Source organism: Sphingomonas pokkalii (assembly GCF_003096275.1).
GTDB lineage: Bacteria > Pseudomonadota > Alphaproteobacteria > Sphingomonadales > Sphingomonadaceae > Sphingomonas > Sphingomonas pokkalii.
Genome location: NZ_QENQ01000001.1, coordinates 2,723,432 through 2,744,706 on the forward strand (window position 1 = coordinate 2,723,432; position 21,275 = coordinate 2,744,706).

Annotated in this window: 19 protein-coding genes; 13 read left to right on the forward strand and 6 right to left on the reverse strand. The window is 66.0% G+C overall.

What is annotated here, in order from left to right; genetic code table 11:
• Positions 1–100: 100 nt before the first annotated feature.
• The gene (locus DD559_RS12490; RefSeq protein ID WP_116469462.1) at positions 101–994 is read left to right on the forward strand and encodes a LysR family transcriptional regulator; all 894 of its coding nucleotides are present in this window, start codon (positions 101–103) and stop codon (positions 992–994) included.
• Positions 995–998: 4 nt separating this feature from the next.
• On the opposite strand, the gene DD559_RS12495 is transcribed toward DD559_RS12490, so the two are convergent.
• Positions 999–1,778, reverse strand: coding sequence for an arginyltransferase (locus tag DD559_RS12495; RefSeq protein ID WP_116469463.1), 780 nt, complete (start codon positions 1,776–1,778; stop codon positions 999–1,001).
• Between the two features lie 202 nt (positions 1,779–1,980).
• Positions 1,981–3,225 carry a threonine ammonia-lyase gene (locus DD559_RS12500; protein WP_116469464.1) on the reverse strand — a complete coding sequence of 415 codons (1,245 nt, stop codon included), beginning with the start codon at positions 3,223–3,225 and terminating at the stop codon, positions 1,981–1,983.
• A gap of 59 nt (positions 3,226–3,284) precedes the next feature.
• On the opposite strand from DD559_RS12500, the gene DD559_RS12505 reads away from it, so the two are divergent.
• Positions 3,285–4,940 (forward strand): amidohydrolase, encoded by a 1,656-nt coding sequence (locus tag DD559_RS12505; RefSeq protein WP_116469465.1) that lies wholly within the window; start codon positions 3,285–3,287, stop codon positions 4,938–4,940.
• An 89-nt stretch (positions 4,941–5,029) separates the two neighbouring features.
• Positions 5,030–5,584: a hypothetical protein gene (locus tag DD559_RS12510; protein ID WP_165831085.1), complete on the forward strand. Its 555-nt coding sequence runs from the start codon at positions 5,030–5,032 to the stop codon at positions 5,582–5,584.
• A gap of 110 nt (positions 5,585–5,694) precedes the next feature.
• Here DD559_RS12510 and ctrA read toward each other — a convergent pair whose 3' ends face one another.
• The 3 genes from ctrA to DD559_RS12525 all read right to left on the reverse strand — a co-directional run bounded on the left by ctrA (position 5,695) and on the right by DD559_RS12525 (position 8,526).
• The gene (ctrA, locus tag DD559_RS12515; RefSeq protein WP_116469467.1) at positions 5,695–6,402 is read right to left on the reverse strand and encodes a response regulator transcription factor CtrA; all 708 of its coding nucleotides are present in this window, start codon (positions 6,400–6,402) and stop codon (positions 5,695–5,697) included.
• Positions 6,403–6,535: 133 nt separating this feature from the next.
• On the reverse strand, positions 6,536–7,618 hold the full coding sequence (locus tag DD559_RS12520; RefSeq protein ID WP_116470893.1) for an AI-2E family transporter: 1,083 nt from the start codon (positions 7,616–7,618) through the stop codon (positions 6,536–6,538).
• On the reverse strand, positions 7,615–8,526 hold the full coding sequence (locus DD559_RS12525) for a LysR family transcriptional regulator (protein WP_116469468.1): 912 nt from the start codon (positions 8,524–8,526) through the stop codon (positions 7,615–7,617). The genes DD559_RS12520 and DD559_RS12525 overlap by 4 nt, the downstream gene beginning before the upstream one ends.
• Before the next feature lie 113 nt (positions 8,527–8,639).
• On the opposite strand from DD559_RS12525, the gene DD559_RS12530 reads away from it, so the two are divergent.
• The 9 genes from DD559_RS12530 (at position 8,640) to DD559_RS12570 (ending at position 19,901) form a co-directional block, all read left to right on the forward strand.
• Positions 8,640–9,338: a pirin family protein gene (locus tag DD559_RS12530; protein ID WP_116469469.1), complete on the forward strand. Its 699-nt coding sequence runs from the start codon at positions 8,640–8,642 to the stop codon at positions 9,336–9,338.
• A gap of 56 nt (positions 9,339–9,394) precedes the next feature.
• The gene (gene wrbA / locus DD559_RS12535) at positions 9,395–9,997 is read left to right on the forward strand and encodes an NAD(P)H:quinone oxidoreductase (RefSeq protein ID WP_116469470.1); all 603 of its coding nucleotides are present in this window, start codon (positions 9,395–9,397) and stop codon (positions 9,995–9,997) included.
• A 119-nt stretch (positions 9,998–10,116) separates the two neighbouring features.
• On the forward strand, positions 10,117–10,773 hold the full coding sequence (locus tag DD559_RS12540) for an RluA family pseudouridine synthase (protein ID WP_116469471.1): 657 nt from the start codon (positions 10,117–10,119) through the stop codon (positions 10,771–10,773).
• The gene (gene arfB / locus DD559_RS12545; protein ID WP_116469472.1) at positions 10,766–11,167 is read left to right on the forward strand and encodes an alternative ribosome rescue aminoacyl-tRNA hydrolase ArfB; all 402 of its coding nucleotides are present in this window, start codon (positions 10,766–10,768) and stop codon (positions 11,165–11,167) included. The genes DD559_RS12540 and arfB overlap by 8 nt, the downstream gene beginning before the upstream one ends.
• 206 nt (positions 11,168–11,373) lie before the next feature.
• Positions 11,374–11,856 (forward strand): GAF domain-containing protein, encoded by a 483-nt coding sequence (locus DD559_RS12550; RefSeq protein ID WP_116469473.1) that lies wholly within the window; start codon positions 11,374–11,376, stop codon positions 11,854–11,856.
• Positions 11,857–12,126: 270 nt separating this feature from the next.
• Positions 12,127–14,835: a TonB-dependent receptor gene (locus tag DD559_RS12555; RefSeq protein ID WP_116469474.1), complete on the forward strand. Its 2,709-nt coding sequence runs from the start codon at positions 12,127–12,129 to the stop codon at positions 14,833–14,835.
• Between the two features lie 49 nt (positions 14,836–14,884).
• Positions 14,885–17,227: an alpha-N-acetylglucosaminidase gene (locus DD559_RS12560; RefSeq protein ID WP_240610239.1), complete on the forward strand. Its 2,343-nt coding sequence runs from the start codon at positions 14,885–14,887 to the stop codon at positions 17,225–17,227.
• Positions 17,224–18,372 carry an acyltransferase family protein gene (locus tag DD559_RS12565; RefSeq protein WP_116469476.1) on the forward strand — a complete coding sequence of 383 codons (1,149 nt, stop codon included), beginning with the start codon at positions 17,224–17,226 and terminating at the stop codon, positions 18,370–18,372. The genes DD559_RS12560 and DD559_RS12565 overlap by 4 nt, the downstream gene beginning before the upstream one ends.
• Positions 18,373–18,443: 71 nt before the next feature.
• Positions 18,444–19,901, forward strand: coding sequence for a S41 family peptidase (locus DD559_RS12570; protein ID WP_240610240.1), 1,458 nt, complete (start codon positions 18,444–18,446; stop codon positions 19,899–19,901).
• A gap of 52 nt (positions 19,902–19,953) precedes the next feature.
• On the opposite strand, the gene DD559_RS12575 is transcribed toward DD559_RS12570, so the two are convergent.
• Complete coding sequence (locus DD559_RS12575) at positions 19,954–20,544, reverse strand: alpha/beta hydrolase (RefSeq protein ID WP_240610241.1); 591 nt, start codon at positions 20,542–20,544, stop codon at positions 19,954–19,956.
• A gap of 153 nt (positions 20,545–20,697) precedes the next feature.
• Here DD559_RS12575 and DD559_RS12580 point away from each other — a divergent pair, with 153 nt between their 5' ends.
• Positions 20,698–21,225 carry a DNA-deoxyinosine glycosylase gene (locus DD559_RS12580; RefSeq protein WP_116469479.1) on the forward strand — a complete coding sequence of 176 codons (528 nt, stop codon included), beginning with the start codon at positions 20,698–20,700 and terminating at the stop codon, positions 21,223–21,225.
• Positions 21,226–21,275: the final 50 nt, after the last annotated feature.

Below are 21,275 nucleotides of genomic sequence, written 5' to 3' on the forward strand. Positions count from 1 at the left end.
ACGCCGCACCTCCTGTCGTTTCGGCTGCAGAGCGTTAGGGGAGCGGAACGATCAGATAAAATTCATTGTTTGTTGTTCATCGTTCTGTTTAAAAGAACGAATGCGCGACCTGAATTACAACCATCTTCGCTATTTCTGGGCGGTGGCGCATGACGGCAATCTCACCCGAACGGCCACCCGGCTGGGGGTATCGCAGTCGGCACTGTCCACGCAGATCCGCAAGCTGGAAGATCGGCTGGGGCACCCGCTGTTCGAACGGGAGGGGCGGCGGCTGGCGCTTACCGAGGCGGGGCGCATCGCGCTGGATCATGCCGACACGATCTTCGCGACGGGGGATGAGCTTCTCGACGTGCTGCGCGAGACCGGCCGCGCGCGCCAGGCGGTGCGCATCGGCGCGCTGGCCACCCTGTCGCGCAACTTCCAGATCGGCTTCGTCCAGCCGCTGCTGCACCGCGCCGACGTGGAACTCGTCCTGCGCTCGGGCAGCGCCGCCGAGCTGATGCAGGCCCTGGCCGGTCTCCAGCTCGATGTGGTGCTGGCGAACCAGCCGCCATCGCGCGACTCGATCACGCCGTATCTGGCGACCAAGATCGCCGAGCAGCGCGTCAGCCTGATCGGCCATGCCAGCGCCCGCGGCGCGGAAGGCGGCCTGCCTGCCCTGCTCGCCCAGCACCCAGTGATCCTGCCCACGCCCGAGAGCACGGTGCGCGCCGCATTCGATTCGCTGGTCGCGGCGCTCGGCGTCCGCCCGCTGATCGCGGCGGAGGTCGACGATATGGCCATGATGCGTCTTCTGGCCCGCGCCGGCGCCGGGCTTGCCGTACTGCCGCCGATCGTCGTGCGCGACGAGCTGGAAGCGGGCACGCTGGTCGAGCTAGATCGCCTGCCCCAGATCACCGAAAGCTTCTATGCCGTCACGCTCGAACGGCGCTTTCCCAACCCGCTGGTAAGGGAATTGCTTCGGGTGGCGAGCGCCGCATCGCAGCCGTCCTGAACCGTCAGGCGAACTCGCGCATCCGAATCGACGCAGGCACGATCGCCGACTCGTCTTCCAGCAGCGTCCAGCCATTGGGGCCGAGCATCTCGATCGGGCGATAGCGCGTCTTGTAGGCCATCCGCGCGCTGCCCTTCACCCAATACCCCAGATAGACATAGGGCAGCCCAGCCATCCGGGCGCGCTCGATATGGTCCATGATGATGAAATTGCCCATGCCCGGGCGGCCATCTTCTTCGGTCGCGAAGAAGCTGTAGATCATCGACAGGCCGTCCGCCTGCCGGTCGGTGATGCAGGCGCCGACAAGCCGTCCGGGGAGACCATCCACCGACGGTTCGCGATATTCGATCACATAGGAGGTGACCGGCGACTGTTCGACCATGTCGGCATAGTCGTTCTCGTCCATGGCCGCCATGCCACCGCCGGGGTGCCGCGCTTCGAGATACCGCTTCAGAAGCGCATATTGCTCTTCGGTCGCCCAGGGCTTGCAAGCCGTCACTTCCAGGTCCGCATAGCGCTTCAGCAATTTGCGCTGGGTGGCGTTGGGGCGAAAACCGTCGGCGATGACGCGCACCGAAACGCAGGCCGAGCATCCCGCGCAGCTCGGCCGATAGGCCACCGATTGGCTGCGGCGAAAGCCGATTCGACTGAGCGCATCGTTCAGCTCGCCGGCATTGTTCCCGGAAAGCTCGGTGAAAATCTTCCGTTCCTGCCGGCCGGGCAGATACGGGCAGGCGGAAGGGCTGGTCACGAAGAAACGCGGGAAACGTGATAATGCGGTCACCGCTCGGCCGTCCTCTGCTCCACCGGGGCCTTCCCTGTCCGGCCCCTTGGCGTGTGACTATGGGGGCGGATCAGCATGATGAAAAGCCGATTCACCAACAAAGAATCGCGTCTGCGCATCCACGACTTTCCCGAATGACGCGGAACGGGACATGCCCTGCCCGGCGCTAACCATCCTTTCCGATGGACAGCGCTGCCACGCCTCACGCGAGCTCGACCATGCTCACTTCATACTGGGCCCGCCGTAGCGCGGTCATCAGCCGGTCGAGATGGTTGCGATCTCGCGTCTCGCATTCGATGTCGGTGATCAACCCCTTGGCCGGCAGCGAGGTGAACACGCGCTGGTGATACACCTCGATGATGTTGACCCCCTGTTCGTGGAAGATTCGCGCGACGTGGAACAACGCGCCGGGTCGGTCCTGCAGTCGAACCCGCAGCCGTGCCAACCGGCCCGAACGGGCGAGATCGCGCAACAGCACATTGGCCAGCAGCCGCGTATCGATGTTGCCGCCGCACAGCACCGTGCCGACGGTCTTCCCCTTGAAGCGCTCCGGCTCCGAAAGCAGCGCGGCAAGGCCGGCCGCCCCTGCCCCTTCGACCACCGTCTTCTCGATCTGGAGCAGCAGGCTAACCGCCTCTTCCAGCCGCCGCTCGCCGACCAGCACGATATCATCGACCAGGGCTTCGACGATCCGGGCGGTCACGCTGCCCGGATATTTCACCGCGATGCCTTCTGCCAACGTGTCGCCCGCGCACGGCATTTCGGTGTGGTGGATGCGATTGTACATCGACGGATAGAGCTCCGCCTGCACGCCCAGCACCTCGATCGACCGATCCTGCGCCTTGGCGACGATCGCCGCGCCCGAGATCAGGCCGCCGCCGCCGATCGGCACGACCAGCGTATCGATGGCGGGTACGTCTTCGAGCAGTTCCAGCGTCGCGGTGCCCTGGCCGGCGATCACCCGCGGATCGTCGAACGGGTGGATGAAAGTATAGCCCTGCGCCGCCTCCAGCTCGCGCGAATGCGCATAGGCCGCGTCGAACGTCTCGCCATGCAGCACCACGGTTGCGCCGTGCCCCTCGGTCTGCGTCACCTTCACGATCGGCGTGTTCTTCGGCATCACGATCGTGCTGGGGATGCCCAGGCGCGTCGCGTGATAGGCCAGGCCCTGGGCATGGTTGCCGGCCGACGCAGCGATCACGCCCTTTGCACGCGCCTCCGCATCCAGTTGCAGCAGCGTGTTCAGCGCGCCGCGTTCCTTATAGGCCGCCGTGAACTGAAGATTTTCGAACTTCAGATAGACGTTCGCGCCGGTGAGCTGCGAAAGCGTGCGGCTGTGCAGCGTGGGTGTCCGCACCACCGCGCCCGAAATTCGCTCTGCCGCCGCGCGAACATCGTCGATCGAAACGGGGAGCGAGGCGGATGCGGGTGCTGCTTTTGTAGCCATGATTCCGCCCGCCTAGACCATCTGGCGCGCCGGGGGAACAGGCCCTATGCCCTGCCGGCATGTTCACCCGCTTCAAACGGCTCGCCGCCGCCGCCGCCCTGCTGCTTGCCCCTGCCGCACAGGCCGATGGAATCATTGACAATGTCAACGGCATTACACTCGATGCCAAGGGCGCGGTGGTGCGGTTCGAGGCGCTACAGATCGATCCCTGGGGCAAGGTCGTCGCGCTGATCGCCAAGGGGCAGAAGCGGCCGAAGAAGCTCGTCTGGCGCATCGACCTAAAAGGCGCGACGCTCGTGCCCGGCATGATCGACGCGCACGGCCATTTCATGGGCCTGGGCTTCCAGCAGCTGCAGCTGGATCTCGCCGACACCACCAGCCTCGACGATGCCCTTGCCCGAATCCGCGACCATGCCGGCCGCAGCCCGGCAAAATGGATTCTCGGCCGGGGATGGAACCAGGAGAAATGGCAGCTCGGCCGTTTCCCCACCGCCGCCGAGCTCGATCGGGCGGTCAGCGACCGGCCTGCCTGGCTCGAACGCGTCGATGGCCATGCGGGATGGGCGAACAGCCGCGCGCTCGAACTCGCCGGCATCACCGCGGCCACCAAAGACCCCGCCGGCGGCCGCATCGAGCGCGATGCCAGCGGGCGCCCCACCGGCGTGCTGATCGATGCCGCGACCGATCTGGTCGCCAAGGTCGTTCCCCAGCCCACGCCGCGCGAACGCAACGCCGCTTTCCTCGCGGCACAGGAAAAGCTGCTCGCGCTGGGCATCACCGCCACGGCGGATATGGGCACGACGATCGACGACTGGGAAACGATGCGCGGCATGGCCGATATCGGCCAGCTACGCCTCCGCATCATGAGCTATGCGCATGGCGTGGAAACCGCCCTGCGCGTGGCAGGCGCCGGGCCTACGCCCTGGCTCTACAATGATCGGCTGCGGATGGGCGGCATCAAGCTCTACGCCGATGGCGCGCTCGGCTCGCGCGGGGCGTGGCTGAAGGCCGATTACGCCGATGCGCCAGGCAACAAGGGCCTGGGCTTCCTCAGCGACGATCAGTTGCTCAACCTGATGGCGCGCGGCGCGATGGACAATTTCCAGCTCGCCGTCCATGCGATCGGCGATCGCGCCAACCAGCAGGTTCTTGATGCGATCGAAACGCTGTCCGATACCTATAAGGGTGATCGCCGCTGGCGGATCGAGCACGCCCAGATCATCGATCCGAAGGATCTGCCGCGCTTCGCCAAGTTCGGTACGATCGCATCGATGCAGCCGGTCCACCAGACCAGCGACCGCGCGATGGCCGAAGCGCGGCTCGGGCCGGATCGGCTTGCCGGCGCCTATGCCTGGCGGTCGCTGCTGCGCGATGGCTCGCGCCTGGCGTTCGGTTCCGACTATCCGGTCGAAAGGCCCGATCCCTGGGCCGGCTGGGCGGCAAGCGCCACCCGCCAGGATGCGCAGGGCAACCCGCCGGGGGGCTGGCGACCGGAAGAGAGGCTGAGCCGCGAGGAAGGCTGGGCCGGCTTCACCATCGGGGCGGCCTATGCCGGGTTCGCCGAAGACAAGTTCGGCCGGCTGGCACCGGGGCTTTGGGCTGATTTCCTGATCCTCGATCGCGATCCGCTTGTCGTTTCTCCCGCCGAATTGCGAGGCACCAAGGTGCTGGAAACCTGGGTGGCCGGGCAACGCGCCTGGGTTGCCAAGAAATAGGAGACAATGTCCACGCCCTGTTGGGCTGCCCTCGCGAATCGGGCATAGAAGGTGCGTTTACAAAGCCCTTGATTGGAGAGGAGAAATCAATGCGCGGACGATCCCTTGGGATGGCCCTTCCGATGCTCGCGGCGCTGTTCGCCGCCGCCCCGCTGCGGGCGCAGGATAGCGAGGGCCAAGACCATGCCGCGCTGCCGCGCTATCCCGGCGCGATCATCGACGGCTATCGCGCGCCGTCGCTGGACGAAATCGTCCTCCCAACCGGCCCGGTCACGAATGAAACGGCACAAGCCAATCTCGCACCGCATACGGGCCAGGTCACGCATATCGACTATCGCCTCACCCCGGCTACCGCCCCGCTTCAGATCGAGCGCTACTACACCGGCCTGTTTCAGAAGCAGGGGTTCAAGACGGTCTATGCGTGCGTCGGCCCGGCCTGCGGCGCAGGGATGGGCGGATTGATCCTGAATTCCGGCCGCATTGCGCCAACCGGGCTTGCGGATGGCCTGTTCAACGATCGCATTCGCGTGCTGGTCGCGCGTCGTGGCGACACATGGGTGTTGCTGCATATCGCCGAAGGTCCGGATCGTTCGCAGATCTACGAGGCCGTACTGGAAGGCCAGACGGATACGGCCGACCGATAGCGCGACATCACGTCATCGCGCTCGGGAGCGCGCGCCTCTCGCGCTACAAATAGAGAAAGCCGCCGTCACCGGGGCGTGACGACGGCTTTTGTCTTTGCGTGTCGAGGAAATCAGGCGACTTGCGATTCCGCCTGCAGTGCCTCGTCCGGCTCGCGCAGCACATAGCCACGGCCCCAGACGGTCTCGATATAATTGTCGCCTTCGCAGGCCATGCTCAGCTTCTTGCGCAGCTTGCAGATGAACACATCGATGATCTTGAGTTCGGGCTCGTCCATCCCGCCGTACAGGTGGTTGAGGAACATTTCCTTGGTCAGCGTCGTACCCTTGCGGAGCGAGAGCAGCTCCAGCATGGCATATTCCTTGCCGGTCAGGTGGACGCGGGCACCGTCGACCTCGACGGTCTTGGCGTCCAGGTTCACCGCCAGCTTGCCGGTACGGATCACCGACTGCGAATGGCCCTTGGAGCGGCGCACCACGGCATGGATACGGGCAACCAGCTCGTCGCGGTGGAACGGCTTGGTCACGTAATCGTCGGCACCGAAGCCGAACGAACGGACCTTCGAATCCATCTCGTTGATGCCCGAAAGGATCAGCACCGGGGTCTGCACCCGCGCGGTGCGAACTTTCTTCAGCACGTCATAGCCATGCATGTCCGGCAGGTTCAGGTCGAGCAGGATGATATCGTAATCATACAGCTTCGCCAGATCGAGGCCTTCCTCGCCCAGGTCGGTCGTATAGACGTTGAAGCCCTCACCCGAGAGGATCAGTTCGATCGCCTTGGCTGTGCTTGGTTCGTCTTCGATCAGCAGCACGCGCATTGCCGGTTCCCCTGTCCACACCACACGGCGGAGCCCCGTTGCCCGACGCGCTGGACGATTCATTAACCTAAACGTCAATGAAGCTGAAAGGTTAATTTCTCGTAAGCCGGGGTCGTTCGGCACCCTGTGGAATCTACGATGCGGGTTCGGACGGAGGCGGTTCGGAGGGCAGGTCCGGCGGCTGCCGGGGATCGATTTCCTCGCCCAGAACCTCCCGCAGATACACGCTGCGGACCAGCGTGAAGATCACCACCAGCAGCGCCGCCGAGAAGAACAGCCCGAACAGCCCGAACACGAACCCGATGCCGATGATCGCGAATAGCGTCACGGCCGGGGGAATCGCGATCACCCGGCTCTGCACGAAGGGCGTCAGGAAATTGGTCTGGATGATTCGCACACCGGCGAAGGTCAGCAGGCAGCCGATCAGCGTCCCCGTGCCCGCGGTTGCGGCCAGGCCCAGCGCGGGCAGCATCGCCGCCGTGGGGCCGACATAGGGGATGAACTCGCTCAACCCCGCCAGCAGCCCGAGCGCGGCCGGCGACGGCACCCCCGCGATCCACAGTCCCAACCCCACCAGCAGCCCCATGCTGGTCATCAGGATGATCTGGGTGCGCAACCACAGCCGCAGCGTGGTACCCACATCGGCCAGCGCATCGGCAACGGCGTCGCGCTGGCGCCCCTTCGGCACCAGCAGCAGGGCCCCGCGCAAATAGACACCAGGATCGGCCGCGATGAACAGCGCCCCCACCAGCAGCAGCAGCGTGTTGAGCAGCAGTTCGGCCGATCCCAGCGCAAACCCACCCGCATCGCGCGCCACCCGCGATCCCGCGAACGCCGCCTCGGCAGCATCATAGAGCTTGGCGGTCACGGGGCTGCGCTGCGCCCAGCCTTCCAGCCGCGCGACCAATTGCGGGATCGAACGGACCAGCGCTTCGATCTGCGGGCCGAACTGCACGGCGAACAGCCAGACGAGGAACGCGATCGCCGCCAGCACCGTCGCCATCGCAGCGGGCACCGACCAGCGCCTTGCCAACCCCAGCTGGAGATAGCGATCCCCGATCGCGCGGATCACCACCGCGCCGAGCACCGCCCCGAAAGTGAGGATCAGCAGATCGGCAGCGCGCACCAGCGCAACCACCACCCCGCCCAGCGCGAGCAGGATCAGGACACGGCGAATGAACCGCGCATCGGCATCATCGGGAACGAGGCGCTTCACGCTTGCCGAACGCACAGAGAGCGCAGGCGCTCCGTCAGAAACTCGATCAGCGTTTCCACCCGCACCGGCCGCCGCGATCCCGGCGGCGTGACGAGATGAAGCCCCACCGATCCGGCCACCCAGTCGGCCAGCACCGGCTCCAGCCTGCCCGCCGCGATATCGTCATCCACCAGGAATCCCGGCAGCCGCGCCACGCCCAGCCCGGCCCGCAGCGCCGGCAGCATCGCCTCGCCATTGTCGGTGCGCAGCGGCCCGTCCACCCGCACCGCCGCTTCCTCACCACCCGCCTTGCGAAAGCGCCAGGTCCCCGGCGTCGCCGTGTTGGTATAGACGAAACAGGCGTGGCGAGCGAGGTCGGCGGGGTGCTGCGGCCGGCCCATGCGTTCGAAATAATCGGGCGCACCGACGACATGGATGTTCACCGGCCCCAGCCGCCGGGCCCTTAGCGAGCTATCGGGCAATTCGGCGATGCGCAACGCGACGTCGATCCCCTCGCCGACGATGTCGATGAAGGCATCGGACAGGGTAAGCTCCACCTTTATCTGCGGGTGCGCCGTCATGAACTCGGCAATCAGGCCGGAAAGATGACGCGCCCCGAAGGTCAGCGGCGCCGCCAGCCGGACCACGCCGGAGGGCGCACTGGCGGATTCGAACGCCGCCTCCTCCGCCGACTGGCCTTCGTCCAGGATACGCTGGGCATGGTCGGCAAGGTGCTGGCCGCTGTCGGTAAGCGTCAGCCGCCGCGAAGTGCGATGGAACAGCGCGGTGCCCAACCGCCCCTCCAGCCGGGTGATCGCCTTGGAAACCGTCGCCTTGGAGACACCCAGCGCCAGCGCCGCGCCGCTGAACGAGCGATGTTCCACCACGCTGGCAAACACCGCCCAGGCTTCGAAATCCGGTAGCTTCATCCCCGCGTCTCCTGCTCGGCCAACGCAATATCATGAAACGATCAGTTTCCAACGTTTCCGTTTACGCGCTGATCTCGATCCCTATTTTGGCGGCAACCAATGGGAGATCAGCGATGATCGACAAACGCAGTTTCGAAAGCCTGGGCGGCGCCGATCACGGCTGGCTCAAGGCCAAGCATCACTTCAGTTTCGCCGACTATTACGATCCGGCCCGCATGGGCTGGGGGGCGCTGCGGGTGTGGAACGACGACGAAATCGCTCCAAATTCGGGCTTTCCGCCGCATCCGCACCAGAACATGGAAATCATCACCTATGTCCGCTCGGGTGCGATCACCCACCAGGACTCGATGGGCAACAAGGGCCGCACCGAGGCGGGCGACGTGCAGGTGATGAGCGCTGGCACCGGCGTGCGCCACGCGGAATATAATCTCGAGCCGGAAACGACCCGGATCTTTCAGATCTGGATCCTGCCGCGCGCGGCCGGCGGCCAGCCGAGCTGGGGCGCCAAGCCCTTCCCCAAGGGCGATCGTTCGGGCCGCTTCGTCACCCTCGCCTCGGGCTTCGCCGACGACAAGGATGCGCTGCCGATCCGCGCCGACGCCCGCGTGCTCGGCGCGACGCTGAAGGCAGGCGAGAGCGTACCCTATACCGTGGGTGAGGGTCGCCACGCCTATCTTGTACCAGCAGTTGGGTCGATCAGCCTTGCGGGTGATCGTATCGATGCCCGCGATGGTGCAGCGTTGGCCGGCGGCCAGACCGTGACGATCACCGCGCTCGAAGACGCCGAAATCGTCCTCGTCGACGCCGAGTAAGTTTCCCCCAGGGGGCCCGCAGGCCCCCTTTTCCTTCCCGTGAAAGGACCGTTGCCATGACCAAGATCCTCGTTCTCTATTACTCCTCCTACGGCCATCTCGCGACGATGGCAGACGCCGTGGCCGAGGGCGCACGCAGCGCCGGCGCGACCGTCGACGTTCGCCGCGTGGCCGAAACCGCGCCGTTCGAAGTCGCCCAGGCCGCCGGCTTCCGCGTCGACGAGAGCCATCCGGTGCTCGACGACGTCAACCAGCTCGCCCAGTATGACGGCATCATCGTCGGCAGCCCCACCCGCTTCGGCCGTCTCGCCAGCCAGATGGCGGCGTTCTGGGACAAGGCCGGCGGCGTGTGGTTCCAGGGCCAGCTGAACGGCAAGGTCGGCGCAGCCTTCACCTCCACCGCCTCGCAGCATGGCGGCCAGGAAACGACCCTGTTCTCGATCCTCACCAACCTCCTCCACTTCGGCATGACGATCGTCGGCCTCGATTACGGCTTCCAGGGCCAGGGCGGCGTGGACGAAGTGAAGGGCGGCGCCCCCTATGGCGCGACGACGATCGCCGACGGCGACGGCAGCCGCCAGCCGAGCGCCGTCGAGCTCGACGGCGCCCGCTATCTCGGCGCCCGCGTCGCGACCACGGCGACCAAGCTGAAGGCGTAACCCAGGTGCCGCGCCGGTAGCGTAGCGCGCGGCACACCAAGACGGCCGGAGCATCCCCTGCTCCGGCCGTTTTCGTATCCGGGCTCGCGGATTTCGCGCGGCGCGCTATATGCTCGCGCATGTTCAAGGACCGGGTACTCTTCATCGACGGCGAAGCGCTGATCATCGACAAGCCGGCGGGCCTCCCCGTCGATCGCCCGCGCGACCGCAGCGAAAGCCTGGAGGATCTGCTCGACCAGCTGACCTTCGGCTTCCAGCGCCTGCCGCTTCCCGTCCACCGGCTCGACCGCGACACCAGCGGCTGCCTGCTGCTCGCCCGCAACCCCAAGGCGATGAAGCGCTTCGGCCAGGCGTTCGAGGCCGGCCAGGTCACCAAGCGCTATGTCGCGATCCTCGACGGCGTGCCCGAAGCCGAAAGCGGCGAGATCGACCTGCCGCTCGGCAAGGTCTCGACGATCGAGGAGGGCTGGCGGATGACCCATGATCCCAAGGGCAAGTCCGCGCGCACCCGCTGGAAGCGGATGGAAGTGCAGGACGGCCGCGCGCTGGTCGCCTTCTATCCCGAGACCGGCCGCACCCATCAAATCCGCGTCCATGCACTGGAAGGCATCGGCATTCCGATCGTCGGTGACCCCGTTTATGGGCGCGGCGGCCCGGCGCTGATGCTCCACGCCCAGTCGATCACCGTCCCCCGCCTCGGCAAGCCGGACGTGCACGGGGACGCGCCGCTGCCCGCACGTTTCCACCATATCGGCTTCGGTCGCCCGAATGGCTGAAATTCCCGACGAGGCTATCGTCGAGGAAAAGTTCCTCGCGGCGACCGGCCCCGGCGGGCAGAACGTCAACAAGGTGGCGACCGCGGTGCAACTACGGGTCGACGTGTTCCGGCTGGGCCTGTCGCCCTATGCCTATGAACGGCTGAAGGAACTGGCCGGCACCCGGATGACCTCGGCGGGCGAGCTGCTGATCACCGCCCGGCAATATCGCACCCAGGACGCAAATCGAACCGATGCCCGCCAGCGCCTGTCCGATCTGATCGACAAGGCGCACGAACGCCAGGCCAGACGGATCAAGACCAAACCGAGCAAGGCCGCCAAGGCACGGCGGGTGGATGCCAAGAAGGGCCGCTCGGCGGTGAAGGCCGGGCGGGGCAAGGTTTCCCTGGACTGAAAGCAGAGCGTATCCTCCCCCGCCAGGGGGAGGTGTCGCCGAAGGCGACGGAGGGGGAGGAAGGACGGGCTGAGAGGTTCTGGCATCCTCCCCCTCCGAGCCGCTGCGCGGCCCACCTCCCCCTGGCGGGGGAGGATGCGGCTTCGGAGCACCGGCAGAACCAAGTCCCCCTCGCACCCGCTGCCGCGATCCCCTACATCGCCGCCATGTACAGCTTCGACATCACCGCCGATTCCAAGGCCGAGCTCTATCGCGATCTCGCCGCCGCGCTCGATTCGCTGACGGCGGAAGAGCCCGATCCGATTGCCAACATGGCGAACGTCTCCGCACTGATCGGCCAGTATCTGCCCGATCTCAACTGGGCCGGCTTCTACCGCAACGTGGCGGACGAACTGGTGCTGGGCCCGTTCCAGGGCAAGGCGGCGTGCATCCGCATCCCATTCGGCAAGGGCGTGTGTGGCGCCGCCGCCGCAACGCGGGAAACCCAGCTGGTCGAGGACGTCCACGCATTCCCCGGTCATATCGCCTGCGACGCGGCCAGCCGATCGGAGCTGGTGGTGCCTATCGTCCACCAGGGCCGACTGCTCGGCGTTCTCGATCTCGACAGTCCATTGCCCGCTCGGTTCGATGCGGGCGATGCAGCCGGCTGCGAGGCGCTGATGCGGATTCTGGCACCCCGCATTGCCTGACCAGCATACCTGTATTCAAATCCTCGCGCCTGTGGCGCTTGGGCGACACTCAAATTGCAGTCCACATTATCAATCACTTAATGCAACATTTGCAACGATGTCAGGCAAATAGGTAATACCACCATTTGTTTTTTGTATTGAATTGGCCTTGACAGAGTAAGACCGATACCGACCAATGCAGGCTTGCCGTGTTCCAGACGCAAGCGCCACGGGAGGGCGCGATGGAGCGCGGCAGCCAACCGGCCGAAAGGCCAGCATTGGGGGAAACACATGCACATCACGGGTAGCGTCACCACAGGCACGCGCCGCCACATCCGCGCGCTTCTGCTCGTATCGGGATGCGCGGCAGCACTGGGCTTTGCCAGCGCCGCACAGGCACAGACCACCACCGAACCGGCCGGTCAGGACGGCGGCGAGATCGTCGTCACCGGCATCCGCGCCGCGATCGACAATGCGATCGATGCGAAGCGCAGGGATACCCGCGTCACCGACGGCATCTCGGCCGAGGACCTGGGCAAGTTCCCCAGCGAAAACATCACCGAGGCAATTCAGCGCATCTCCGGCGTCCAGATGTCGAACATCAACGGGCGCGGTGCGACGATCAGCGTCCGCGGCCTCGGCCCGCAATATGCGATGACCACCGTGAACGGCCAGACCTTCAAGAGCGCCGACTTCACCGACGGCTTCCGCTACGACATCATCCAGACCGAGCTCGCGAATTCGATCCAGGTGATCAAGTCGCCGACCGCAGACATGGATGCCGGTGGCCTTTCGGGCACGGTCAACATTCAGACCGCGAAACCCCTCGACTATAAGGGCCGCCAGCTGGTCCTCTCGGTCAAGGGCCAGAATTCCGAATATGCCGGCGGCAAGATCACGCCGAAGGTCAGCGGAAGCTATGTCGACCAGTTCGCCGACGGCACGCTCGGCGTGTACCTCAACCTCGGCTATCAGAAGCTGAAGGACCGCGCCGACTATTTCTGGATGGACCGTTGGGCGACCCAGACGATCGCCGGCGCCAGCACCTTCGTGCCACGCCGCCCGCGCTATCGCCGCATCGATCGTGACACCGAACGCCTGATGGGCAGCGGCGGCGTGCAGTGGCGCCCGAGCGACCGCGTCGAAATCGATGCCAGCGCGATCTATGCCAAGGACATCACCGATTACGACGTGAACCAGCAGGTGTTCCTGTTCAACACGTCGCGCATCGCTGGCAGCAACGTCGTGAACGGTGTCGCCACCAAGGCGACCGCCACCAACTTCTCCATGGAAAACAACCGCCAGCACGAGGACCGCGATCTCGTCAGCCAGGGCTATACCCTGTCAGGCAAGTGGACCGGCGACAATGGCTGGTCGGCGCGCACGGCGCTCAACTACACGCAGGGCAGCACCTATCAGCGCGAAGCCGCCGCCATCCTCGCCGTCAATATCCCGACGGCGACGATCGACTTCTCCAACCCTGACGCGGTGAAGTACAGCGTCGGCACCGACCTCACCAGCACCGCACTCTACGCTCCGAGTGCGCTCACGCGGAACGAATATCCGAACGGCGCCACCCGCAAGATGCGCTCGAGCGAAAGCTCGGCGCAGGCCGACATCTCCAAGGATGTCGCGCTCGGCCCGATCAACAAGCTGACCATCGGCGCCAAATATCGCCATGAGATCTTCAACCGCGACGTCAGCCGCCACGACATGATCGCGCTGGCCAACCAGCCGGCGCCGTCGAGCGCGATCTTCCCGGCGATGGCAACCACCAACTATCCGGTCAGCGGCTTCCTCAACGGTGACACGGGCATTCCGGGTGCCTGGGTGGGGCCTGATCTCGGCGCCTATGACGCGGCACTGGCCAAGGCCGGCATCACCGTTCCGGATATCGCGGCGCCGGAAGGCAGCTACCATGTCGATCGCTTCATGCCCTCGGCCTATTTCATGGCGGGCATCGACACGCAGCTGGGCGACATGACGCTGCGCGGCAACATCGGCGTGCGCTACGAGCACACCAAGCAGAAGGTGAAGGGCAATATCACCGCCCCCCGCACCGACGGCTATACCGAAGTGCAGCGCAAGATCGGCGATTATGCGATCGAGCAGAGCTACGACAATGTCCTGCCCAGCCTGAACCTCGTGCTGGAGCCGACCCGCACGCTGCAGGTCCGCTTTGCCGCCGCCAAGGTGCTCGTCCGCCCGATCATGGACTCCAGCACCTCCATGGCGCAGACCACCAGCAGCTCGCCTAACACCTCGCCGCCGGGCACCAGCACGATCTCGGTCGATCTCGGCCAGGCATCGCTGAAGCCGCTGACCGCCGATCAGCTCGATCTGGGGGTCGAATGGTACTTCACCCGGTCGAGCGCGATCGCGATCAACGGCTTCTACAAGTGGATCAAGAACGGCACCTTCTCGTCGCTGATCTGCCCGTCGACGTTCAACGGCACCGCGCTGACCGCCACGGCAAACGACTGCGTCGATGCCCGCGGCAACAGCTACGACATCACCCAGACCCGCAACGATCCCAGCACCATCAAGGTGAAGGGCTTCGAGGTGAGCTGGAACCAGTCGTTCGACGATCTGCTGCCGGTGGACGGCTTCGGCATCCTCGCCAACCTGACGCGGGTTTATCCGCAGAAGGTGGCGATCGGCACCGGCTTCACCATCCGCAACCTGTCGAAGGTGACGTGGAACGTCTCGCCCTATTGGGAGAACGAGCATTTCAACATCCGCCTCTCGGTCAACCATCGCAGCAGCTATGAGCAGAACAGCGCGGACAGCTTCTTCGCGCGGGAAGGCCATGTCGTGCGCGGCCGCACCCAGTTCGACCTGAGCGGCGGCTATTCGCCGAACAAATGGCTCAGCTTCGCGGCCGGGGTGATCAACCTCAACAACAGCCGCGAACAGGCCTATTTCCGCGATCCCGCCGTCTGGCAGGAAAGCAGCTTCTATGGCCGCAGCTTCTACCTGTCGGCTACGCTGAAGATGTAAGACCCCTCGGGGGCGGCACCACGCCGCCCCCGAATTTTCGTGTTCTGGAGTGTACGACTTGGCCCATATTGCCGCCCGCCGTTTCCGTTACCTCGGCCCGGTCGCGGCCGGCCTCGTCCTCGCCACCCCCGCTGCGGCGCAGCCTGACAGACCGGCCACCGCGCCGGCAGCCCAGTCCGAAACCGCCGCTGCCCGCACCGTGCTGGCGCGCCTCGGCGTCGACACCCGAAGAATCGATCTGGCGCTGGTTCCCGGCGCCACGCCACAGTTCCGCGCCCGCACCGCTGCCGGTCGCCTGCGGATCGAAGGCACCTCGCCGGTCGCGCTGGTGCGCGGCGCCGCCCGGACCCTCGGCCAGCAGGGCAGCCTGTTCGTTTCCTGGGAGGGCGTGCGCAACCGGCCGCTGGCGCTGCGCGATGGCTATGACAGTGGGGTGGTCGCCTCGCCCTTCTCGCTGCGTACCTATCTGAACACCTGCACCTATGGCTACACCACCCCCTGGTGGAACTGGGGCCGCTGGGAGCGCGAGATCGACTGGATGGCCGCGCACGGCGTCGACACGCCGCTGGCGATGGAGGGGCAGGAACATGTCTGGCGCGCGCTGTGGCGCGAGCAGGGCATGACCGACGCCCAGATCGCCCAGGGCCTCTCCGCCGCGCCCTTCCTGCCCTGGCAGCGCATGGGCAACATCGCCGGCTATCGCGCGCCGCTCTCGGCCAACTGGATCGAGAAGAAGCGCGTGCTCCAGCGCCAGATCCTGGCGCGGATGCGGTCGCTCGGCATGAAGCCGATCCTGCCCGCCTTTTCCGGCTATGTGCCCGAGGCGTTCGCCAAGGCGCACCCCGAAGCCAAGATCTACCAGATGCGGCAATGGGAGGGCTTCCCCGGCACCTATTGGCTCGACCCGTCCGATCCGCTGTTCGCCAAGCTCGCCGCGCGCTTCCTGCAGCTCTACACGGCGACCTACGGCCCCGGCGAATACTATCTCGCCGATGCCTTCAACGAGATGGTGCCGCCGATCGCCGAAGACGGCAGCGACGCCCGCGCGGCGGCCTATGGCGACGCCATCGCCAACACCGCCGCCACCCGCGCCGCCGCGCTGCCCAAGGAGGTCCGCGACGCCCGGCTCGCGGCCTATGGCGAGCGGCTCTACCGCTCGATCACCGCCGCCGCGCCGAACGCGACCTGGGTCATGCAGGGCTGGCTGTTCGGCGCCGACAAGGCCTTCTGGACGCCCGATGCCATTTCCGCCTTCCTGTCGAAGGTGCCGGACGAGCGGATGCTGATCCTCGACATCGGCAATGATCGCTATCCCGGCATCTGGAACGCGACAAAGGCCTTTTACGGCAAGGGCTGGGCCTATGGCTATGTCCACAATTACGGCGGCAGCAACCCGGTCTATGGCGACCTGAACTTCTACCGCAGCGACATCACCGCCGCGCTCGCCAATCCGGGCCATGGCCGGATGCGCGGCTTCGGGCTGTTCCCGGAAGGGCTGCACAGCAACGGCATCGCCTATGCCTATGCCTATGACCTCGCCTGGGGCGAGATCGACGCCGCCGGCAAGGCCCGCCCGCTCGATGCCTGGATCGGCGACTATACCCGCGCGCGCTACGGCAAGACCTCGCCCGCGCTGGTCGCCGCCTGGGAGAAGGCGATCGCCGGCGCCTACACCACCCGCTACTGGACGCCGCGCTGGTGGCACGAACAGGCCGGCGCCTATCTGTTCTTCAAATTCCCCAGCCTCGACGGCGCCGAATACCCCGCCGCGCCGGGCGATCCGGCCCAACTCCGCGCCGGAATCGAAGCGCTGCTCGCCCAGGCCCCGCAACATGGCGGCGAACTGCTCTACACCTATGACGTGGTCGATCTCGTCCGCCACTATGCCAGCGTGCGGCTGGACGACCGGCTGAAGACGGCGGTCGCCGCCTACAAGGCGGGCGACCTCGCCACCGGCGACCGCGCCACCGCCGCCGCCGAACGCCTCGCCAAGGACATCGACGCGCTCGCCGGCAACCAGCAGGAAACGCTGGGCAGCTGGCTCGCCGACGCCGCCGCCTATGGCGACACGCCCGCCGAGAAGGCGGCGTTCGTCGAACAGGCCAAGGCGGTGGTCACCGTCTGGGGGGGCACCGGCCACCTCTCCGATTATGCCTCGCGCGCCTGGCAGGGCCTCTATGCCGGCTATTACTGGCCGCGCTGGCAGCGTTTCCTCGCCGCCCAGCGCGCCGCCGCCGCCGCGCACCAGCCGTTCGACGCCAAGGCCACCGCCGCCGCCATCCGCGACTGGCAGGCCGCCTGGCTCAAGGACGGCAAGATGTGGGCGCGCCAACGCCCCGCCGCACCTCTAGCCCTTGCCCGCACCCTCCTCGCAGAAAGCGACGCCCGATGACCGAAACCCAGGCCAACACCGTCGCCGCGCTCGCCGGCAAGCCGCGCTTCCTCGCGCTCGACGTGTTTCGCGGCGCGACCATCTTCCTGATGATCCTGGTCAATACCTCGGGGCCCGGTGCCGAGCCCTATCCGCAGCTGGTCCATGCCAAATGGTTCGGCTTCACCCTGGCGGACCTGGTGTTCCCCACCTTCCTGTTCGCGATGGGCAATGCAATGAGCTTCGCCTTCCGCAAGCCGGTGGCGACCGCGCCGTTCCTCGCCCGGCTGTTCCGGCGCGGCGCGATCATCTTCGTGCTCGGCTACCTCATGTATTGGTTCCCCTTCGTCGAGCACGGCGCGAACGGTTGGGAGCTCAAGCCCTTCGCGCTCACCCGCGTGCCCGGCGTGCTCCAGCGCCTCGCGCTCTGCTATGTGCTGGCCGGGCTGATGATCCGCTGGCTCAAGCCGCGGCAGCTGCTGCTGGCGGGCGTCGCCATGCTGCTCGGCTATTGGACGATCCTGCTCGCCTTCAGCCCGGCGGGGATGGCGTTCGACAAATATGCCAATATCGGCACCCAGATCGACCTGTGGCTGCTGGGGCCGGGCCATCTCTACAAGAAGGATGCGGGCTTCGATCCCGAAGGGCTGCTCGGCACCCTGCCCGCCACCGTCAACGTGATCGCAGGCTATCTGGCAGGCCTCGCCATCGTGCAGGGCGGCGAGCTGCGCCGCACCGTGGGGCGAATGGCGCTGGTCGGCGTGGTGCTGGTGCTGGCCGGGCTCGCCTGGTCGCCCTGGTTCCCGATCGCCAAGAAGCTGTGGACCGGCTCCTATGTGCTGCTCACCGTCGGCCTGGATCTGCTGCTGCTCGGGGCTGCGATCTGGCTGATCGAGATCGCCGGTTTCAAGCGCGGCACCCGCTTCTTCACCATCCTCGGCCGCAATCCGCTGGCCATCTACCTGTTCTCCGAGCTGTTCGTGACGGTGCTCAACATGATCCCCGCGGGCGCGGAGAACGGCACGTACGAAGCCGCCGGCGTCGACATCTTCCAGGCGATCGCGCCCGGCTCGCTGGGGTCGCTGCTCTGCGCCTTCGCCTATACGATGCTGTGCTGGGCGGTCGGCTGGTGGATGGATCGAAAGGGCTGGATTCTGAAAGCCTGATGCGCGACGCCTTCTGGCGAAGCACCCCGCGACCGACTAAGCGTTGCGGGTACATGTATGGGGGAATAGTGATGTCGACGTTGCGTTCGGGTATTTCGGCGTTGGTGATGGCCGGGTTGCTGGCCGGCTGTGGCGGCGGCGGCAGCGGTGGCGGCAGCGGTTCGATGGTGCAACCCGCCACTCCCACGCCAACTGCAACCCCGACCCCAACGTCCAGCGCCTGCACGCTCCGCAGCCGTCAGGACTGGATCCTGGCGGCAATGCGCGAATGGTATCTCTTCCCCGAAACGCTGCCAGCGAATCTCGATCCATCGGGCTATACATCGCCCGATACGTACCTCGATGCGCTCACCGCCACCGCGCGATCGCAGGGACGTGATCGCCATTTCACCTATCTCACATCGATCGCGGGAGAGACCGCCTACTACACCTCCGGCTCCAGTGCCGGCTTCGGTTTCCGCCTGGCCACCGACGGCGTTTCAACGATCATGGTCGCGGAAAGCTTCGAAGGCGGCAGCGCATTGAAGGCCGGCATCGATCGCGGCGCGCAGATTGTCGCCATCGGCACCAACGCTGGCAATCTTCGGGATGTGAGCAGCATCATCGCCAGCCAGGGCCTGGATGGCGTCACCGACGCGCTTGGCCCCGATACCAACGGCACCAGCCGGACGTTGCGGATCCGCAGCACCGACGGCAGCGAGCGCGTGGTCTCGCTCGCCAAAGCCGAATTCAGCCTTGCGCCCGTGTCCAATCGCTATGGCGCGCAAATCCTTACGGATCCTAACGGCGGCGGGCGCGTCGGCTATATCAATCTGCGCACCTTCATCAACACCGCCGATCCGGCCCTGCGCAGCGCCTTCGCGACGTTCAAGGCACAGGGCATCACCAACCTGATCGTCGATCTGCGTTATAATGGCGGCGGCCTGGTTTCGATCGCGGAGCTGTTCGGCGACCTGCTGGGCGGCGCCCGCCGTTCCACGGACGTGTTCAGCTATGTCAGCTTCCGCCCGGAAAAATCGGCTAATGATGAAACGGATTATTTCAGCGCACAACCTGAGGCCATTGTCCCGACGCGCATCGCATTCATCGGCACCCGCGGCACGGCTTCAGCCAGCGAACTCGTCATCAACACGGCCCTTCCCTATTTCCACAGCAGCGTCGCGCTGATCGGCACCAATACCTATGGCAAGCCCGTGGGCCAGATCGCGATCGACCGGAAGGAGTGCGATGATCGCCTGCGCGTGATCGCGTTCGCAACTCAGAACGCCAACCGCCAGGGCGCCTATTTCAATGGTCTGGCCAGCACCGTCGAAGCCAGTTGCAGCGCGATCGACGATCTGTCGCGCCCGTTGGGCGATGTCCGCGAAGCATCGATCAAGTCGGCGCTCGATTTCGTCGCAGGCCGCAGTTGCAGCCCGATCAGCAATAGCGGCGGCATCGGCGTGGCGAGCGTTTCCCGCCAGCAGCGCGATCTTTTGTCGCCAGCCCGACCGAACACTGCCCAGCGCGAAGTTCCCGGCATTTTCTGATCCCGGGCCGGAGCCGGCCCGTCCGCCACCCCATCAGGATGGCGGGCCGGCTTCAGTCCTTGGGAGCGTGCAGCGCTGCGGCCAGCGCACCCGCCGCCTGCGCACGGCGATCGACCACCCCCGCCGTCATCCGCATCACGAATTCGCGCGCACCTTGCCAGCGGGAAAGCGCCTCGGTGCGCGGTGCAGAATCGAGCGCGCCGCCCCATTCAAGAGCAAGCGCCTGGGCACGGCGAACGGCATCGCTATCGGGCGATTCCCCGTTCAGCAGCAGCGACGGAAACGGCAGGCGGATACGCGGCGAGGCGAAGCGAGCGGCAGCGGCGCCATCCGCTTCCAGCGGGTCGATGAACAGCGCTCCCGCCACGCGCGCGATATAGTCACGCGGGGAAAGCCTGGCCCACCAGGTCGCAGCAAAACAGCTCTGGCCGCGGGCAACCAGCAATACCGGCCGTTCCGCCCGCAGGATCGCATGGTCCAGCTTGGCGGCCCAAAGGCTGCGCTGGCGGTCGATATCCGTCGGATCGTCGAGATGCGCGCCGACAGGCTGGCCGCTACCAAGAATCGCCTGCAGGATGCCGGAGGTGTGATGGCCAGCCGTGATGACCGAGAAGAAATCGTTGGGAATTGCTGCCAGTGCCACGGCGATACTCCCTGTTCGATACTGGCTGAAGCTATATCCTATTCGTGCCATCGGCAATGAACTTCTTCGGCCGGGTATCGCGGCCTGTCGCAAGCCGGCCTCCGAAGGGCGCGGCTCGACCACCCGGCTGCGCTCTGCAAGAATGGCGGGGTGATGACCGCTCGTAAGTTCAGCTTCCCCCCCGTGGTCGATCAGGACGTCCGGTTGCTGGTGCTCGGCTCGCTTCCGGGCGAGCGGTCGCTGGCCGCCCAACGCTATTACGCGCATCCGCAGAACCAGTTCTGGCAGCTGATTTCACCGGCCGCCGGCCGGGATCTTGTGCCGCTCCCCTATGCGGATCGGCTTCAGGCGCTGCTCGCGGCCCATATCGGGTTGTGGGACGTGGTTGCCAGCGCCGAACGCCCCGGCAGCACCGATGCCGCGCTTCGGGAGGTGGAGCCGCACGATATTGGCGCGCTTGCCGCCACGCTTCCGCATCTCCGCGCGATCGCCTTCAACGGCGCCACCGCCTACCGGCATGGGATGCGGCAACTGGCGGGTATGGCGCCGGGGTTTGCGGTGATCGCCCTGCCTTCCTCAAGCCCGCTGCACACCGTGGGCGTCGCGCGGAAACTTCCCGATTGGCAACGCCTTGCGGACATCGTCGAAGGAGGAAACCCGTCCCAGAATGAAACTCAGTAGCAATACCTACTAGGGGTTCGTTTCTGCACGACATAGCATGTGACAAAGGG

What these genes read in the sequence shown, in the direction of transcription:
- DD559_RS12490 (WP_116469462.1), top strand. Translation starts at nt 101, where the DNA reads ATGCGCGACCTGAATTACAACCATCTTCGCTATTTCTGGGCGGTGGCG.
- DD559_RS12500 (WP_116469464.1), bottom strand. Translation starts at nt 3,225, where the DNA reads ATGGCTACAAAAGCAGCACCCGCATCCGCCTCGCTCCCCGTTTCGATC.
- DD559_RS12505 (WP_116469465.1), top strand. Translation starts at nt 3,285, where the DNA reads ATGTTCACCCGCTTCAAACGGCTCGCCGCCGCCGCCGCCCTGCTGCTT.
- DD559_RS12510 (WP_165831085.1), top strand. Translation starts at nt 5,030, where the DNA reads ATGCGCGGACGATCCCTTGGGATGGCCCTTCCGATGCTCGCGGCGCTG.
- ctrA (WP_116469467.1), bottom strand. Translation starts at nt 6,402, where the DNA reads ATGCGCGTGCTGCTGATCGAAGACGAACCAAGCACAGCCAAGGCGATC.
- DD559_RS12525 (WP_116469468.1), bottom strand. Translation starts at nt 8,526, where the DNA reads ATGAAGCTACCGGATTTCGAAGCCTGGGCGGTGTTTGCCAGCGTGGTG.
- DD559_RS12530 (WP_116469469.1), top strand. Translation starts at nt 8,640, where the DNA reads ATGATCGACAAACGCAGTTTCGAAAGCCTGGGCGGCGCCGATCACGGC.
- wrbA (WP_116469470.1), top strand. Translation starts at nt 9,395, where the DNA reads ATGACCAAGATCCTCGTTCTCTATTACTCCTCCTACGGCCATCTCGCG.
- DD559_RS12540 (WP_116469471.1), top strand. Translation starts at nt 10,117, where the DNA reads ATGTTCAAGGACCGGGTACTCTTCATCGACGGCGAAGCGCTGATCATC.
- arfB (WP_116469472.1), top strand. Translation starts at nt 10,766, where the DNA reads ATGGCTGAAATTCCCGACGAGGCTATCGTCGAGGAAAAGTTCCTCGCG.
- DD559_RS12550 (WP_116469473.1), top strand. Translation starts at nt 11,374, where the DNA reads ATGTACAGCTTCGACATCACCGCCGATTCCAAGGCCGAGCTCTATCGC.
- DD559_RS12555 (WP_116469474.1), top strand. Translation starts at nt 12,127, where the DNA reads ATGCACATCACGGGTAGCGTCACCACAGGCACGCGCCGCCACATCCGC.
- DD559_RS12565 (WP_116469476.1), top strand. Translation starts at nt 17,224, where the DNA reads ATGACCGAAACCCAGGCCAACACCGTCGCCGCGCTCGCCGGCAAGCCG.
- DD559_RS12570 (WP_240610240.1), top strand. Translation starts at nt 18,444, where the DNA reads ATGTCGACGTTGCGTTCGGGTATTTCGGCGTTGGTGATGGCCGGGTTG.
- DD559_RS12580 (WP_116469479.1), top strand. Translation starts at nt 20,698, where the DNA reads ATGACCGCTCGTAAGTTCAGCTTCCCCCCCGTGGTCGATCAGGACGTC.